A 16123-nucleotide genomic window follows, 5' to 3' on the forward strand; every position below is an offset into this window, starting at 1 on the left:
AGGGTTTGCAACTGGGTTCGTGTCGGCGAGCGTCCCACGGGGACCGCTTTCGGTTTGTGACGGTTACCGCTCCGCTCGCCAGTCTTCCCGCAGGAGACCGTAGCAGAGCACGTCGTGATACTCCCCGCGGAACCACGCCGCCTCGCGGAGCGTCCCCTCGTGGTCGAATCCAAGCGATTCCAAGAGGCCAGCGGAAGCGTCATTGAAACTACCGACTTGGGCACTCACCCGCCGAAGGTTCCGGTCGTCGAAGGCGTACGCTACCATCGTTTCGGCGGCGTCGGAACCGTACCCCTGTCCGTGGTGTTCGGGCGCGAACCAGTAGGCGAGTTCGGCGTCGCGCGAGCGGGCGGTCTCGGTGGGACCGTACTGCGACCCGGTCAACGCCACGATTCCCAACGGCTCGTCGCCGTCGCAGGCGAGGCAGTGGACGCCGTCTTCGCCCGAGACGACGTTCTCGAAGAACTCCTCGCACTGGTCGTAGTTCGTCGGATTGACGTCGAGGGCGGGTCTCCACACCCGGGCGTCGTTCATGCACCGCTGGACGAACTCGATATCGGCCGGTTCTACCGGTCGAAGCGTTACTTCCTCACCCTCCAAAAAGACTGGTCCGGGCATATCGAACGAGACAGAGAGCGCCGACTAATGCGTTTTTGAGATGCGTGAACTAGAATCACTCAAACTCCCCTCCGCAGCGCGTCGTCTCCGTGTCGAGGTCGCGGGTAGCGGTTCGCAACCTTTAGAACGCGCCCGCCCGGAGATTTCACCATGCGGTTGTTCCGGTCGAGCGAGATACTCGGCATCGCGGAGGACGCCCTCCAGTTCGCCCTCGCGGCCTCCGAGGACGCCCATCCCCACGAGTACATGGGCTTTCTCCGCGGCGAGGACGCCCGGTCGCTGGGACTCGAACGAGACGGGACCGTCATCACCGACGTGCTGGTCATCCCGGGCACGGAGACCAACTCTGTGAGCGCGACCGTCAAGACCAGCCAGATACCCAACGACTTCAACTCCGTCGGGTCGGTCCACTCCCACCCGAACGGCGTTCTGAAGCCGAGCAAGGAGGACCTCGCCACGTTCGGGAAAGGGAAGGTCCACATCATCATCGGCTACCCCTACGACGACGAGGACTGGAAGGCGTTCGACCGGGAGGGCGAACCTCGCGAGTTGGACGTCCTCGACGTCTCGCTCCCCGAGGGCGAATCGTTCTTCGACTTCACGCAGGCCGACATCGACGCCGAGTTGGACTACGACCTCGGCGAGGATTCAGACTCACCATGACCGACGAGGACTCAGCATGACCCACGTCATCGCACAGGGAACCTTCGACCTCCTCCACCCCGGACACGTCCACTACCTCCGGGACGCCGCCGCGTTCGGCGATAGGCTCACCGTCATCGTCGCGCGCAGGGAGAACGTCACCCACAAGGACCCGCCGATTCTGCCGAACCGCCAGCGCCGCGACGTGGTGGCCGCCATCGACGTGGTAGACGACGCCCGCGTCGGTCACCCCGAGGACATCTTCGCGCCCATCGAGGAACTGGACCCCGACGTCATCGCCCTCGGCCACGACCAACACCACGACGAGACCGCCATCTCGGACGAACTCGCTCGCCGCGGTATCGACTGCGAGGTCCGTCGGGCGAGTCCCCGCGACCCGGAGTACGAGGGCGAACTGCTCTCGACGGGCCGCATCATCGACCGGATTCTCGCCGAGCGCGGCGACCGCTGACGGCCCGGCCCACAGACACTCCCGTCTCGGCGCGCAACGTCCACCGGACTCAGCATGACACGGACACGTAGCTACTCCGACGCAGAGCGCCCGGAGCGGACCGAACGGACGCCGAGCGTGACGGACTCGGTCCGGCGGTTCGGCTTCGTCCACGCGTTCGCCGGACTCGCGGGTCTCGTCGGTCCGGCGGTCGAGGGGAACGACGACGGACTCGTCAACACGGAGCCGGGACTGTTCCTCGGCGTCGTCGCTGTCAACGGTCCCCACGCGCTGTTCCACCTCCTGTGGGGACTGCTGGGCCTGAGCGCCAGTCGCGACGAGGGGTCGGCCCGGAGACACGCCCTACTGAGCGCCGTCGTCTTCGCGACGCTGGCCGCCGTCGGCTGGCGGCGATTCGGCTTCGAGCGAGGCGTCCACCGCATCGGCGTCTTCGCCGTCGATGGCTGGGGGAACCTCGGTCACGCCATCGTCTCCGTGCTCGGTCTGCGCACCGCGATGCGGTCGTGAGACCCGTTCAGGGGTCACGCCCGTCTCCAGACCCTCCTTATCCCGCCGTTATCGACGTCACTCGCCGACTATACCTGATAGTTAGATTATAACAAAGCCGTTTCCGGCCGTCCGATAGACCGACCTATGGTCTCCCCCACAGACGTGGACGACGACAGGCGACGGTTGCTGGCGGGCGTCGGCGTCGCGGCGTTCGGCGACGTCTCACTCGGCGAGCGAGGCGGGGACGGCGACGGACGCGGCGGCAGTGAACGGAACGGCGACTCGGACGACGATACCGGCGAGCGGTCCGGCGTCCACCCCGACTGGCGGACCCGCGGGTTCGACGCCGGAAACACGAGCTACAACCACGCGACGACCGGTCCGACCGAGCGGGGTCTCCCGACGTGGCACTTCTGGGAGTTCACGACCGGCCCGGTGGTCGCCGACGGTACCGTCTACGTCGGCGGCCGTGGCGGATGGGGCGACGACCGGACCAGCGACGGTGTCTACGCGGTGGACCCCGAGACCGGCGAACGGAAGTGGGAAGCGACGTTCGAGGACGCGTCGTTCGGGCGACCCACGGTCTTCGGCGGGACCGTCTACGCCTTCGGGTCCGAGGACGTGCTGTACGCGCTCGACGCGGCGACCGGCGAGGAGCGCTGGCGCTACGCCGACGCGGCGAACGTCGGAACCCCGGTGGTCGCCGACGGAACGGTCTTCCTCGGCGGCCGCGAGCGGTTGGTCGCACTCGACGCCGAGACGGGCGCGCACCGGTGGGAGTACGGCACCACCGACGGAATCGCGTACTCACCGGCGGTCCGTCGGGGACGCGTGTTCGCCAGCGAGGGCACGTGGCGCACCTCGGAACACCGACTCCACGCCTTCGACGCCGCGACCGGCGAGCGACGCTGGACGTACGAGTATCCGGACGACTGCGAGTTCGTCAGAACCGCGCCGACAGTGGGCGAGGGGACGGTCTTCGTCGGCGGCGGGTCCCACGACATCGACAAGGGTCTGGGCCGGGTCGTCGCGTTGGACGCGAACACCGGCGAGGTGGCGTGGTCGTGGGTCGGAGACGAACCCATGAACCAGACGATGGCATTGGCTCACGACACCCTGTACGTCCCCACGAAGGGCGCGTTCACGGCGCTCGACGCGACGACCGGCGAGGAGCGCTGGCAGTTCGCCGTCGATTCCGCAGACCGGAATCCGATGGCCCGCATCGACCGATTCTCACCCCCGGCGGTTGTCGGCGACACCGTGTACGTCGGCGGATACGACGCCGCGGTCTACGCGCTCGACGCCCGCGCGGGGACCTGTCGCTGGCGGTACGCCCTCGGCGAGACGTCGCGCGCGAGTTCCCAACCGGCGGTCGTCGATGGGACCGTGTACGTGGCCTGCGACCACCTCTACGCCTTTTCGGAGACCGGGGACGCGAGCGTGGAGGCGAACTTCGTCTTCGAGAACACGGGACCCGGTCCCGAACACGAGATTCGCGTCGGCAGGCGAGTCACGTTCTGGGGGCGACTCACCACGGGCCGATAGCCCGCTACGAGTGGGACTTCACGGGTGACGGGACTGCGGACGCGACCGGGCAGTTCGCCAACCACACCTACGAGGAGTCGGGGAAGAAAAGGGCGACGTTGCGGGCGGTCGGTGCGGACGGCCGCACCGACACGATGACTCGCGCGGTTCGCGTCAGACCGACGCTGGACGCGTAGTCGTCGCTACAGCGAGTCCCACGCCTTCAGCGCGCGGGGCCACGACGTGAGGTCGGCAATCCAGCGCGCGGCCACGGCCTTCTTCAGGAACTTCGCGGGGTAGGAGTTGAACGTCCGAATCGGGACCGAATCGACGTCGTGGGCGACCGCGGTCTCGCCGACCGAGATGAGCGTCCCCTTGTCGTCGTAGGTCCACGTCTTCAGCGGTTGGTCGTTGATGGCGCGGGCGATGTTCTGGCCCGCCACCTCGGCGGCCTGCCACGCCGCCTGCGCGGTCGGCGGTGCGGGGTCCTCGCCTTGGTCGATGATGGCCGAGTCGCCGATGGCGAAGACGCTCTCGTCGCTGGTCTGGAAGTTTGACTCCGTGGTGACGCGGTTGTGCTCGTTGTCGAGTTCGGTGCCGTCGAGCGCGTCCTGTCCGGTGATACCGCCGGTCCAGACGAACACGTCGTAGTCGAGGGGGTCGCCCTCGTCGAACTCGATGGCGTCCTCGGTGGCCTCCGTGATGGGGTCGTCGGTCAGGATTTCGACGTCGGCCTCTTCGAGGTGTCGCCGGACCGTCCCCTGAAGTTCGGAGTCCTGTCCGGGCATGATTTCTTCGAGCGCTTCCACGAGGTAGATGTCGATGGGCGCGCGGTGTTCGTCGCGGTACTCCGCGACCTCGCCCGCGCTCTGGATACCCGACAGGCCAGCGCCGCCGATGACGACCGTCGCGGGGTCGTTGCGCGAGGCCTGCGAGGCCGCCCGCTCGACTTGGTCGTGAATCTCGTGGGCGTCGTCGAGGTTCTTGAGCGTCAGCGCGTTCTCCTCCATCCCGGGGATGCCGTAGTAGGCGGTCTGGCTCCCGAGCGCGACGAGCAGGTAGTCGTACTCGACCGAGTCCTCGCCGTCGAGTTCGACTGTCTGGTCGTCGGTATCGACGCTCTCGACTCGCGCCTGCACGAACTCCGTGCTCGGGCTAGCGATGTCGCCGACGGGAATCGTGATGTCCTTCTCCACGCTCGGGTCGCGGATGACCCGGTGGGCCTCGTGGAGCACGAGGTGGTAGTTGTTCTCCGAAATCCACGTCAACTCGGCGTCGGCGTGGTGTAGTTCCTCTTCCAATCGCTGAACCGCGCCTGCACCGGCGTAACCGGCGCCGAGTACGACGACCTTCTCAGTCATATCGGAACCTGCGAAGGCCTCGGATACAAAGGCTTTGGAAGTCACGTACGGACGATTGGGAATGACAAGCAGGGTCAGCGAGCGGTGTCTCCCGGTCGGACGAGTTCTGCGCGGGCGAACGATTTCGGTCGGCCACCACCGGGGAGCGTCGAAGAGAAGAGAACGAGAGTTAGTGTTCGGGCGTTTCGGCGGGCGCTTCCATCGACGCTATCTTCAGGATGAGGATGTTGTTGGTGTCGTCCTTCCCGTCTACGGTCCCCTCGATGACGAGTTTGGACAGCGGCGTTGGACCGACGCGGACCGAGTCGCCCTCGTGGAACTCGCGGACCGACCCGCGGACGTGGATTTCGGCGCGGCAGAGTTCGGGGTGGTGGACGCTGGCGAGGTCTATCTCACCGACGTTCGCCTCCTCGACTTCCTCCCCCTCGTGGAACAGCGGCACTTCGGCCTCTTGGTCCATGTCCTGAACGCCGAGGGCGTCGAACGCGTTGGCGGTCGGCTTGTACCCACCCTTGGGACCGGGAACGCCTTCGACCAGTTGGAGGGCCTTCAGGCTCTGCATCTGGTTCCGGATGGTGCCGGGGTTGCGGTCCACCTCGTCGGCGATGTCCTCACCTTTGACTGCGTCTTCGGTCTCCCGATGGAGGTCTACGAGTGCGCGGAGAATTTTCTTCTGACTCGCGGTCAGTTCGATTGACGACATTACACAAACCTTGGCAATAGATTGCCTTAAATGCGGCGAACCGCACGAAAGGACCGCGGGATTTCGGGTTTCGGACCGACTACAGTTAACGGTCTCGCATCCGGACGACGGAGCGACAGCGATTTGGCAGTGGCGGCGGTGCGTCCAACTATGCAGGACAAACGCGTCATGGTGACCGGCGGTGCGGGTTTCATCGGTTCGAATCTGGCGAACTACCTCGCGGCGGACAACGACGTAATCGCGGTGGACGACCTCTACCTCGGCACGCCCGAGAATCTGGACGAGTCCGTCGAGTTCCACGACGTGAGCGTCGTGGACGACGACCTTCCGACCGAAGGCGTGGACGTGCTGTTCCACCTCGCGGCGCTGTCGTCGCTCACGATGCACGAGGACAGCATCGAGGGACTCCGCGACGGCGTCCGCGTCAACGTCGAGGGCTTCGCCAACACCGTCGAGCAGGTCCGACAGGACGGGTGCGACACCGTGGTCTACGCCTCCACTTCGTCTATCTACGGGAGTCGGACCGAACCCTCGCCCGAGAGCATGGACGTGGAGGCGCGCACGGGCTACGAGGCTTCGAAACTCGCCCGCGAGCGCTACGGCGAGTACTTCGCCAACGCCCACGACATGAACGTCGCGGGGATGCGCTTCTTCTCGGTGTATCAGGGCTACGGCGGGTCGGAAGAACACAAGGGCGAGTACGCCAACATCATCTCGCAGTTCGCACACGACATCGCCAACGGCGAGTCGCCGGTCATCTACGGCGACGGCAGTCATACCCGCGACTTCACCCACGTCTCGGACATCGTTCGGGGCCTCGAACTCGCGGCCGACCACGAACTCACGGGCGTCTACAACCTCGGTACGGGCGAGTCCTACAGCGCCAACGAGGTCGTCGAGATGCTGAAGGAGGAACTCGACTCGGACGTCGAACCGGAGCACGTCGAGAACCCCATCCCCGACGACATGTTCGTCCACGACACGATGGCCGACCGCTCGAAGATGACGGAGGCGACCGGCTGGGAACCCGAAATCAGCTTCGAGGAGGGTCTGAAAGAGGTCTGCGCGCCGTACAAGTAAGACTCGTTTCCCGCCGCGCTCGCAATATCTGCGTCGAAACGAAATCACGTCTTCTTTACCCTCGGCCCAAGACGCTTCGACCATGAACCGACAGGTGCAGATAATCGGGGTTCCGATGGACCTCGGTGCAGACCGACGGGGCGTGGACATGGGGTCGTCTACCATCCGATACGCAGGACTCGCGGACGAACTCCGAGCGGCGGGCGTCGAAACGACCGACGCCGGCGATTTGCCGGTCCCGCGGGCCGAAGAGCGCGACCCGGAGACCGTCCAACCAAGTACGGGTTCGGCCAAGTTCCTGCAAGAGACCGCCGAGGTGTGTACGGACCTCGCCGACGAAGTGGCCGAGACCCTCGACGGGGGCAAGTTCCCGCTCGTCCTCGGCGGCGACCACTCCATCGCCATCGGGACGGTGACGGGCGCTGCCCGCGACGCCGATATCGGGGTCATCTGGTTCGACGCCCACGGCGACTTCAACACGCCCGCGACCTCGCCGTCGGGCAACGTGCACGGGATGCCGTTGGCGGCGCTACTCGGAATCGGCGACTTCGCGGACACCGAGTGGGCCAACGCCCCGAACCTCAGTGAGGAGAACGTGGCCATGGTCGGTCTCCGGCGTCTGGACGACGCCGAGCGCGAGGCGATTCGGGAGAGCGACGTGACCGCCTTCACCATGTCCGACATCGACGAGCGCGGCGTCGTCCCCGTCGTGGAGGACGCACTCGACGTGGCGACCGACGGCACCGACGGTATCCACGTCAGCCTCGACATGGACTGGCTCGACCCCAAGGAAGCGCCGGGCGTCGGGACGCCGGTCCGCGGCGGCGTCAACTACCGAGAGGCTCACTCCGCGCTGGAGACCGTCGCCGAACGCGACGAGACCGAGGGCATCCTGCGGTCGCTGGAGGTCGTGGAGGTCAACGCGATTCTGGACGAGCACAACGAGACCGCGGAACTGGCGACCGAACTCGCGGCGAGCGCGCTCGGCAAGCGAATTCTTTGAACCTCGTCCGAAGTCGAATCCCGACGAGTCGGGAGGGCGGTCGCGGAGCGTGCGGCTTTTCGTTCAGGTCGCTCGGTCCACCGACTTCACGCCGCGGTACGACAGCACCGCACCGACGACGAACAGGAGGGTCGCCACGTAGATAGGTCCGAGATGCGTCAGCCAATCGTGGCCGAACAGTTCGAAGTAGTGCATCGGGAGCGCGAAACCGAGCGACACCACGGGAACGACGACAGCGGTCGCCCACGCCCACGACTGACCGCTCCGGACCCCGTACCAAGCCAGTGCCGCGACGCCGATGCCCACCCCGACGAGGAGACCCGAGACGGCGACGTGGAGGTGGTTGATGTAGTGTAACATCTCGGGGTTGCTCGAAGCGAGGTCCGCTCTCGTTACTCCCCCGAGAGTATCGACTCCTAACTCGAAGCCCGTCCCGAAGAAGGTTCTGTACAGGAACACGACTCCGTATCCGACGAATCCCAGTCCGGCCAAGGACATCAGGCGGACGCCGTTCCGGAGTCCCGCATCGGTCTCGTTCGCTCGTTCCGGTTGCCCGACCGCGGCTTTCTCTGCCATCTCACCACCAACCTTGACATACGTCCCCAATTATCATAACCGTGCCGGATACGCTCTCTTCGGTCCGGACAACGGTAATACAGAACTTCGACGAGAGCATGGGCCGAGCAACCGGAAACCATCACTACCAAGTCCGCACTCTGCGGCGTACGTGACGATGCCGGATTACGACGCGATTCTATTCGACAACGACGGCGTGCTGGTCGAACCGCCGGCCGACGCGACCCTCCGACGGGCGGCCGAATCGGCGTTCCGCGCGGTGGGCGTCCAGTCTCCCGCCGAGGAACACCTCGCCGATGTACTCCGGGGCGTCACCCCCGAGAGCCTCCGGGCGGTCTGCGGAGCCTACGATTTGAACCCCGACGAGTTCTGGACGGCCCGGGACCGCCACGCTTCGGAGGCTCAGCGCGGCGAGTTCCGCGAGGGTACGCGGGCGCGCTACGACGACGTGGCGGCGCTCGCGGACCTCGACCACGACTTCGGAATCGTGAGTTCCAACCAGCACGCGACCATCGAGTTCATCCTCGACCACTGCGAGTTCCGCGACCTGTTCGGCACCCACTACGGTCGCGAGATGGGAGTCGAGAGTCTCGACAAGAAGAAGCCGAACCCCCACTACCTCGACCGCGCGCTGGCCGACCTCGGCGCCGACTCCGCGCTCTACGTCGGCGACAGCGAGAGCGACGTGGTGGCGGCCCACCGCGCAGGTCTCGACTCGGCGTTCGTCCGGCGCGACCACTGCGAGGGCGTCGAGTTGTCGGTCGAACCGACCTACGAGGTCCGAGACCTGTGGGGAATCACAGAGATAGCTGACGGTCGGTCACGGAGATAGCCGGCGGGTGGTCCGCCGGCCGGCGGACCGTTACAGCGGCGTCTTCGTCACGTAGTCGTAGTAACCGGGCGTGCCGCCGCCGGTGTAGAACCCGACGCCACCACCCGAGTACGTCGAGTCACTGACGGCGGTGGTTTCGGCCGCGACGGACCCCGAACTGTCGTAGAGGACGGCTTTCACCGTGTCGGTTGCCAGTTCGAGCGCGAGTTCGTACTGAGTGGCCTCCTGCAGCGTGTAAGTGACCGAGTCGAGGACGGTCGAGGAGTCGCCGTCCCGGCGGATGAGTTTGAACTCGCCCGCGCTCACGTCGGGGAACGCCCAGTAGCAGTCCCGAAGCGGGTCGCTCGCGTCCTGCACGCAGGCGAGGAGACTCGGTTCCGCGCCGGTTCCGCTCCCGGCTTCGATTCGACACCGGTACTCGTGGCCGCGTTCGGTCGTGACGTCGGTGCGCGCGATTTGGGCGTACGTCGAGGTCGCTTCGAGCGACCGCGACCCTTCGAGGACCGTCGAACTCTGGACTCGGTACCCGCCCGTGTTCCCGCTGTACTCCGAGAGGTCCCCGTCCTCGAAGTCCTCCACGACGGTCGCGGACGACTCGAACCGGACATCGTCGAAGTAGACGCTCTCGCCGGACGAGAGGTAGGCGTCGTACCCCACCCCGCCCGAGGACCACGTCGAGTCGGTCATCGAGATTCGGGCAAGCTGCGTCCCACCGGCGTCGTACAGGACCGCGGTCTGCGTGCCGTCGGTGGCCCACTGTATCTCGATTTCGTACCACGTGTCCTGTGACAGCGAGAGGTGGTGTTCGTTGGAATGGCTCTGGCCGTTCCCGTTCTCGTACGTGAACAGGTAGAACTCGCCGCTACTCGGTTTCAGTTTGGCGTAGTAACGGTTGTCGTGGTCCTGAACGCCCCACGTGACGTTGAGGTTGTCCGCACCGCCGGACGCCCGGACCCAGTAACTGAACGTGTCGCCTGCGCTCGGATACGCGTTCAATCCCGACGTGCTGATGGCACCGGGACTCGCGTCCGCGAACTCAAGCGCGTACGACCCGCTGTGTGTCGGCGACGAGACGACATTCGCGTACGAACTCCCGGCTTCGAACGCGTACTCGGAGAGGTCACCGTCCTCGAAGTCATCGATGACGCCCTCGGTGCTACTCCCGCACCCGGACCCCTTGGCCGCCTCTTCGGGGGTCGTCGGGACGCAGTCGGGCGGAGTCGCGTCGGGAGTACCCTGACTGCTCCCGGAGAACTCGTTGGTCGACGTGGCCAGTACCACGTCCACGTCGTACCGACAGTTGTCCGCCGTGACCGTGGCCGTCTTGCCCTTCTCGTGGGCGTCCTCGCCGACCACGATAGGCGCTCCAGTGACGTCGCAGTTCCGTAGCTCGGTGTCCTCGTAGTAGCCCCAGTACGACCGGTGGGAACCGCCCTCCATGACGCAGTTGTCGAGGTACGAACCGGTCGTCCCGAGGCGGAAGTTCGACGTCTCGTTGTCCGCACTGTAAGAGTCGCTCACCTTGACGGTGCCGCCGTTCCCCGGGTTGGTGTGGTTCGGTCCGTTTCCGGGAGCGCTCCCGTACAGTCCGTTGTCGGCCCACCCGGCGATGTAGGCCTCTTGAATCAGGAGTTCGCCCGCGTGGTCGGGGTCCACCCAGATAGCGCCCTTGCGACTGTCGGTGACTGCTCCGTCGCCCATGTAGAGGTGGCGGATGGTGCCGGTCGCCCCCGAGGTGACCAGCGGCGCGACGTGCTTCTTCGGGTAGTTCCCCGCGTCGTCGCTTATCCCCTTGAATCCGACGTTCTCGACGGTCCAGCCACCGCCCGAGGGGTTTATCTGGGCGTTGGCGTTGGTCGCGGTGATGTCGATGAGATAGTTCGAGAGCGTGTCGCCGTCGCCCAGACTGCACACCCACTGTCCGTCTTGGCCGACGGTCACTTCGACGTAATCGCCGTGGTCGGTCGTCGAGTATCCCGACCCGGACACGGAACCGGTGTTCGTGGGTGCCGCCGCGACGGTGCCGGTGGACCCGATTCCGCCGGCGAACGCGACGGCCGAGGCCCCGGTCGCCTTGAGGTAATCGCGCCGGTCGAGGAAGCGTTCAGATTCGGCTGTGCTGTCGTCCGCATCGTTGTGTTCGTGGTTCATTGGTTCCTCTCGAACGTCTGGCGGGTCAGTGCCGACGTTCGGTGGGACGTATTCGGGCACCGGATTTAGTTAATAACCTTATACCAAGGAGTAAAAAGAAGAACTAAGCTAGATGCTTTAGTGTGGATGAGGTAAAAATAATGCTTCGTTCCGGGGAAGAATAAAGGCGAACGTCGCCGCGGCCGGGGGACGTCCGAACCGTCGTGGTTGGCTACTGTTCGTCCGTGTCAGGGACCACGTCCACGCTGGCGACTTGGTCCGCACCTTCGAGTTCCATCACTTTCACGCCCATCGTGTTCCGGCCGACTTCCGAGATGTCGTCGGCCCGAATCCGCATAATCTGACCGGCCTGGCTCATGATGATGAGGTCGTCGTCGGGCGCAACCGCCTTCACCGACGTGACCGACCCGTTGCGGTCGCCGGTCTTGATGTCCATCAGCCCGTAGCCGTTGCGCGACTGTCGGCGGTACTCGGTGAGCGGCGTGCGCTTGCCGTATCCGCGCTCGGTGACGGTGAGCAAGTTCTCGTCGGTGTCGTCGGCCGCCGCGACCATACCGACTACCTCGTCGTCGCCGCGGAGTTCGATGCCGTGGACCCCGCGGGCGTTGCGGCCCATCGCGCGGGCCTCGGACTCGTCGAACCGAATCGACATGCCGTTGGCGGTGGCGATGAGCAGGTCCTTCGTCCCGTCGGTCACCTTCACGTCTACGAGTTCGTCGCCGTCCTCCAGTTTCGCGGCGATGATGCCGGTCGAGAGGATGTTGTCGAACTCTTCGGTGTCGGTCCGCTTGACGTAGCCGTCGCGAGTGACCATGCTCAGACACTCGTCGTCCTCGAAGTCGTCGGTGTTGACGACCGCGGTAATCTCCTCGCCGTCGTCGAGGTCGAGGAGGTTTATCGCAGACTTGCCCCGGGCGGTGCGGGACATCTCCGGAATCTCGTACGCTTTCAGCCGGTAGACCTGCCCGTGGTTGGTGAAACAGAGCAGGTAGTCGTGGGTGTTTGCGCGGAACACCTTCGACACCCGGTCGCCCTCCTTGATGTCGCCGCCGATGATGCCCTTGCCGCCGCGGTTCTGGGCGTCGAACTGCGAGACGGGCATCCGCTTGACGTAGTCCTGCTCGGTCACGACCACGACCACGTCCTCCTCGGCGATGAGGTCCTCGCGGGTCACCTCGTCGGTGTTCTCGATGAAGGAGGTCCGTCGGTCGTCGTCGTACTCCTCCTTGACTTCCAGTAGCTCCTCCTTGATGACCGAGAGGAGTTCGGACTCGGAGCCGAGGATGGTCTCAAGGCGCTCGATGCGGGCCTGCACGTCCTCGTACTCGTCCTCGATTTCGGCGGCCTCCATCGACGTGAGGCTACCGAGTTGCATCCGGACGATGTGGTCCACCTGCTCGTCCGAGAAGTCGTAGGCGGTCTGGAGGTCGGCCTTCGCCTCGTCGCGGTCCTCGGCGTCTTGGATGATATCGACCACGTCGTCGGCGTTCTCCAGCGCCGTGAGTCGGCCTTCGAGGATGTGGGCGCGGTCCTCGGCCTCGGCGAGTTCGTGCTGGCTCCGACGCCGGACGACGTCCTTGCGGTGGTCGAGGTAGTGCCGGAGCGTCTCCTTGAGCGACAGCACCTTGGGTTCGCCGTTCACCAGCGCGAGGTTGATGACGCCGAACGTCTTCTCGAGGTACCCCTCGATGAGTTGGTTCTTGACGACCTCGGCCATCGCGTTCTGCTTCAGTTCGACCACGACGCGGATGCCGTCGCGGTCGGACTCGTCGCGGAGGTCCCGGATGCCCTCGATGCTCCCCTCGTTGACGGCGTCGGCTATCTTCTCGACCATCCGAGCCTTGTTGGTCTGGTAGGGGAGTTCCGTGATGACGATGCGGTCGCTCCCGTTCTCGCGCTCCTCGACCTCGAACTCCGCGCGGACGCGGATGCGGCCCCGGCCGGTCTTGTACGCGGCGTGGACCGCGTTCCTGCCGACGATGTTCGCGCCGGTCGGGAAGTCCGGACCCTTGACGTGTTCCATCAGGTCCTCGACGGTCGCGTCGGGGTTCTCGATGAGTTCCACCGTCGCGTCGATGACCTCGCCGAGGTTGTGGGGCGGGATGTTCGTACTCATCCCGACCGCGATACCCGACGACCCGTTCACCAGCAGGTTCGGGAACGCGGACGGCAGCACCTCCGGTTCCTGAAGTCGGTCGTCGTAGTTGGACTGCCAATCGACGGTGTCCATGTCGATGTCCGCCAGCAACTCCTCGGCGATGGGGGCCATTCGGGCCTCCGTGTACCGCATCGCCGCCGGCGGGTCGCCGTCCACGGACCCGAAGTTACCCTGCCCGTCCACCAGCGGGTACCGCATCGAGAACTCCTGTGCCATCCGCGCCAGCGCGTCGTAGATGGACTTGTCGCCGTGCGGGTGGAAGTCACCCATCGTGTCGCCCACGATGTTCGAGGACTTCCGGTGACTCGCGCCGCTGGTGATGCCCGACCGGTGCATCGCGTAGAGGATGCGCCGGTGGACGGGCTTCAACCCGTCTCGAACGTCGGGCAGGGCCCGTCCCGCGATGACCGACATCGCGTAGTCGATGTAACTCTGCTCCATCTCGTCTTCGACGCGCACGTTGCGTACGCGCTCTGCGACCTCGTTCGGGAGGTCGGACGTGTCCGAACTCATATCAGATGTCAACCCACTCTGCTTCCGTAGCGTGTTCTTTGATGAACTGCTTGCGCGGTTCGACTGCGTCGCCCATCAGCACCGAGAACATCTTGTCCGCGGTGGCGGCGTCCTCGACGTTGATTTGCTTGAGGATGCGGTTGTCGGGGTTCATCGTCGTGTCCCACAACTGCTCGGGGTTCATCTCGCCGAGTCCCTTGAACCGCTGGACCTGCGAGGGCTTGCCGTCGCACTCCTCCTCGATGATGCGGTCGCGCTCCTCCTCGGTCATGGCGTCGTACGTTTCGCCGCGGTGTCGGATGCGGTAGAGCGGCGGTTGGGCCGCGTAGACGTACCCCGCTTCGAGCAGCGGCCGCATGTACCGATACAGCAGCGTCAGGTACAGCGTCCGGATGTGCGCGCCGTCCACGTCGGCGTCGGTCATGATGATTATCTTGTGGTAGCGCGCGTCGTCGATGTCGAACTCGTCGCCGACGCCGGTGCCGATGGCGGTGATGAAGTTCCGAATCTTGTCGTTCTCCAGCACCCGGTCGAGGCGGTGCTTCTCGACGTTGAGGACCTTGCCGAACAGCGGGAGGATGGCTTGGAACTCGCGGTCCCGGGCCTGCTTGGCCGACCCTCCTGCGGAGTCGCCCTCGACCACGAACAGTTCGGACTTGGACGGGTCTCGCGACTGGCAGTCGGCCAGTTTCCCGGGGAGGGCGGTCGACGCCAGCGCGTTCTTCCGCCGGGTCAACTCCTCGGCCTTCTTCGCGGCCTTCCGGGCCTTCGCGGCCTCGACGGCCTTCGAGACGATGGACTCGGCGGTGTCGGGGTTCTCCTCGAAGTAGGTCGAGAGTCCCTCGTGAATCGCCGACTCCACGATGCCCCGGACCTCGCTGTTGCCGAGTTTGGTCTTGGTCTGGCCCTCGAACTGCGGGTCGGGGTGCTTGACCGAGATGACGGCCGTCAGGCCCTCGCGCACGTCCTCGCCCTTCAGGTTCTCGTCCAAGTCGGCCAACAGGTCGTTCTCGTTGGCGTAGTCGTTGACGAACCGCGTCAGGGCGGTCTTGAACCCGGTGAGGTGGGTGCCGCCTTCGCGGGTGTTGATGTTGTTGGCGAAGGCGTGAATCGACCCCTGCAGTTCGTCGGTGGCCTGCATCGCCACCTCCACTTGGATGTTCTGGTCCTCGTCTTCGAAGTAGATGACCTCCCGGTGGAGGGGCGTCTTGGTCTCGTTGAGATATTCGACGAACTCCCGGATGCCGCCCTCGTACTCGAAGGTGTCCGATTGGCCGTCCTCCTCGCGCCGGTCCGACAGCGAGATGGCCACCCCGGAGTTGAGGAAGGCGAGTTCGCGCAGGCGACTCTCCAGCGTCGAGTAGGCGAACTCGGTGGTCTCGAATATCTCGCTGTCGGGCCAGAACCGAATCTCGGTGCCCGTCTCCTCGTCGGGTTCGAGGTCCCGGACGCGTTCCAGCGAGGTGGTCGGTTCGCCCTGTTCGAACTCCTGATGCCAGAGCGCACCGTCGCGCTTGACCTCGACTTCGAAGTGTTCCGAGAGGGCGTTGACCACCGAGACGCCGACGCCGTGGAGACCGCCGGAGACCTGATAGGACTTGTTGTCGAACTTCCCGCCGGCGTGGAGGACGGTCAGAATGACCTCGACGGCGGGCTTGTCGTACTCCTCGTGGGTGTCCACGGGGATGCCCCGGCCGTCGTCGGCGATGCTGACCGAGCCATCGTCGTGGATACTCACATCAATGGAGTCACAGTAACCGGCGAGGGCTTCGTCGATAGAATTGTCAACGACTTCGAACACGAGGTGGTGTAACCCTCGTGCGTCGGTAGAACCGATATACATCGCCGGGCGTTTCCGAACCGCTTGTAGGCCTTCGAGAACCTGGATTTGCCCGGCCCCGTATTCACTTTCCTGACTCATAAAACCTGATTCAGAGTAGCAGTTCCGTCCTGATAAATCCCTCGCACGCGCGCGCACGAAATCCGTGTCAGATACCGAGA

15 protein-coding genes are annotated in these 16123 nt (G+C 65.2%); 8 read left to right on the forward strand and 7 right to left on the reverse strand.

What is annotated here, in order from left to right:
- Positions 1–63: 63 nt before the first annotated feature.
- Positions 64–618, reverse strand: coding sequence for a GNAT family N-acetyltransferase (locus tag FXF75_RS08430; protein WP_163521448.1), 555 nt, complete (start codon positions 616–618; stop codon positions 64–66).
- 150 nt (positions 619–768) lie between these two features.
- On the opposite strand from FXF75_RS08430, the gene FXF75_RS08435 reads away from it, so the two are divergent.
- The 5 genes from FXF75_RS08435 to FXF75_RS22535 all read left to right on the forward strand — a co-directional run bounded on the left by FXF75_RS08435 (position 769) and on the right by FXF75_RS22535 (position 3942).
- Positions 769–1281 (forward strand): Mov34/MPN/PAD-1 family protein, encoded by a 513-nt coding sequence (locus FXF75_RS08435; RefSeq protein WP_163521449.1) that lies wholly within the window; start codon positions 769–771, stop codon positions 1279–1281.
- Positions 1282–1297: 16 nt separating this feature from the next.
- Positions 1298–1732: an adenylyltransferase/cytidyltransferase family protein gene (locus FXF75_RS08440; protein ID WP_163521450.1), complete on the forward strand. Its 435-nt coding sequence runs from the start codon at positions 1298–1300 to the stop codon at positions 1730–1732.
- 54 nt (positions 1733–1786) lie between these two features.
- The gene (locus FXF75_RS08445; protein ID WP_163521451.1) at positions 1787–2239 is read left to right on the forward strand and encodes a DUF4383 domain-containing protein; all 453 of its coding nucleotides are present in this window, start codon (positions 1787–1789) and stop codon (positions 2237–2239) included.
- Positions 2240–2365: 126 nt separating this feature from the next.
- The gene (locus FXF75_RS08450) at positions 2366–3766 is read left to right on the forward strand and encodes a PQQ-binding-like beta-propeller repeat protein (RefSeq protein ID WP_163521452.1); all 1401 of its coding nucleotides are present in this window, start codon (positions 2366–2368) and stop codon (positions 3764–3766) included.
- A complete protein-coding gene (locus FXF75_RS22535) occupies positions 3763–3942 on the forward strand; it encodes a PKD domain-containing protein (protein WP_309221797.1) in 180 nt (59 codons plus the stop codon). Before FXF75_RS08450 ends, FXF75_RS22535 begins: the two co-directional genes overlap by 4 nt.
- Positions 3943–3948: 6 nt before the next feature.
- Here FXF75_RS22535 and FXF75_RS08455 read toward each other — a convergent pair whose 3' ends face one another.
- Both FXF75_RS08455 and FXF75_RS08460 read right to left on the reverse strand, forming a co-directional pair.
- Positions 3949–5106 carry an NAD(P)/FAD-dependent oxidoreductase gene (locus FXF75_RS08455; RefSeq protein WP_163521453.1) on the reverse strand — a complete coding sequence of 386 codons (1158 nt, stop codon included), beginning with the start codon at positions 5104–5106 and terminating at the stop codon, positions 3949–3951.
- A 169-nt stretch (positions 5107–5275) separates the two neighbouring features.
- Positions 5276–5809 carry an Rrf2 family transcriptional regulator gene (locus FXF75_RS08460; protein WP_163521454.1) on the reverse strand — a complete coding sequence of 178 codons (534 nt, stop codon included), beginning with the start codon at positions 5807–5809 and terminating at the stop codon, positions 5276–5278.
- A 150-nt stretch (positions 5810–5959) separates the two neighbouring features.
- Between FXF75_RS08460 and FXF75_RS08465 the strand changes: the two genes are divergently transcribed.
- The gene (locus FXF75_RS08465) at positions 5960–6889 is read left to right on the forward strand and encodes an NAD-dependent epimerase/dehydratase family protein (RefSeq protein ID WP_163521455.1); all 930 of its coding nucleotides are present in this window, start codon (positions 5960–5962) and stop codon (positions 6887–6889) included.
- A gap of 82 nt (positions 6890–6971) precedes the next feature.
- Entirely contained in the window at positions 6972–7892 is a 921-nt protein-coding gene (gene rocF / locus FXF75_RS08470; protein WP_163521456.1) for an arginase, read from the forward strand.
- 63 nt (positions 7893–7955) lie between these two features.
- Here rocF and FXF75_RS08475 read toward each other — a convergent pair whose 3' ends face one another.
- Positions 7956–8468, reverse strand: a complete 513-nt coding sequence (locus FXF75_RS08475) for a hypothetical protein (protein ID WP_163521457.1) — start codon at positions 8466–8468, stop codon at positions 7956–7958.
- A 157-nt stretch (positions 8469–8625) separates the two neighbouring features.
- Between FXF75_RS08475 and FXF75_RS08480 the strand changes: the two genes are divergently transcribed.
- Positions 8626–9300: an HAD family hydrolase gene (locus FXF75_RS08480; RefSeq protein WP_163521458.1), complete on the forward strand. Its 675-nt coding sequence runs from the start codon at positions 8626–8628 to the stop codon at positions 9298–9300.
- Between the two features lie 30 nt (positions 9301–9330).
- Here the strand turns inward: FXF75_RS08480 and FXF75_RS08485 are convergent, their stop codons facing one another.
- The 3 genes from FXF75_RS08485 to gyrB all read right to left on the reverse strand — a co-directional run bounded on the left by FXF75_RS08485 (position 9331) and on the right by gyrB (position 16043).
- Positions 9331–11451: a hypothetical protein gene (locus FXF75_RS08485; RefSeq protein ID WP_163521459.1), complete on the reverse strand. Its 2121-nt coding sequence runs from the start codon at positions 11449–11451 to the stop codon at positions 9331–9333.
- Between the two features lie 211 nt (positions 11452–11662).
- On the reverse strand, positions 11663–14122 hold the full coding sequence (gyrA, locus tag FXF75_RS08490; RefSeq protein WP_163521460.1) for a DNA gyrase subunit A: 2460 nt from the start codon (positions 14120–14122) through the stop codon (positions 11663–11665).
- A 1-nt stretch (position 14123) separates the two neighbouring features.
- Positions 14124–16043: a DNA topoisomerase (ATP-hydrolyzing) subunit B gene (gyrB, locus tag FXF75_RS08495; RefSeq protein ID WP_163521461.1), complete on the reverse strand. Its 1920-nt coding sequence runs from the start codon at positions 16041–16043 to the stop codon at positions 14124–14126.
- Between the last annotated feature and the right edge of the window lie 80 nt (positions 16044–16123).

This window comes from Halorussus sp. MSC15.2, from assembly GCF_010747475.1.
In the GTDB taxonomy this organism is placed as follows: Archaea; Halobacteriota; Halobacteria; order Halobacteriales; family Haladaptataceae; genus Halorussus.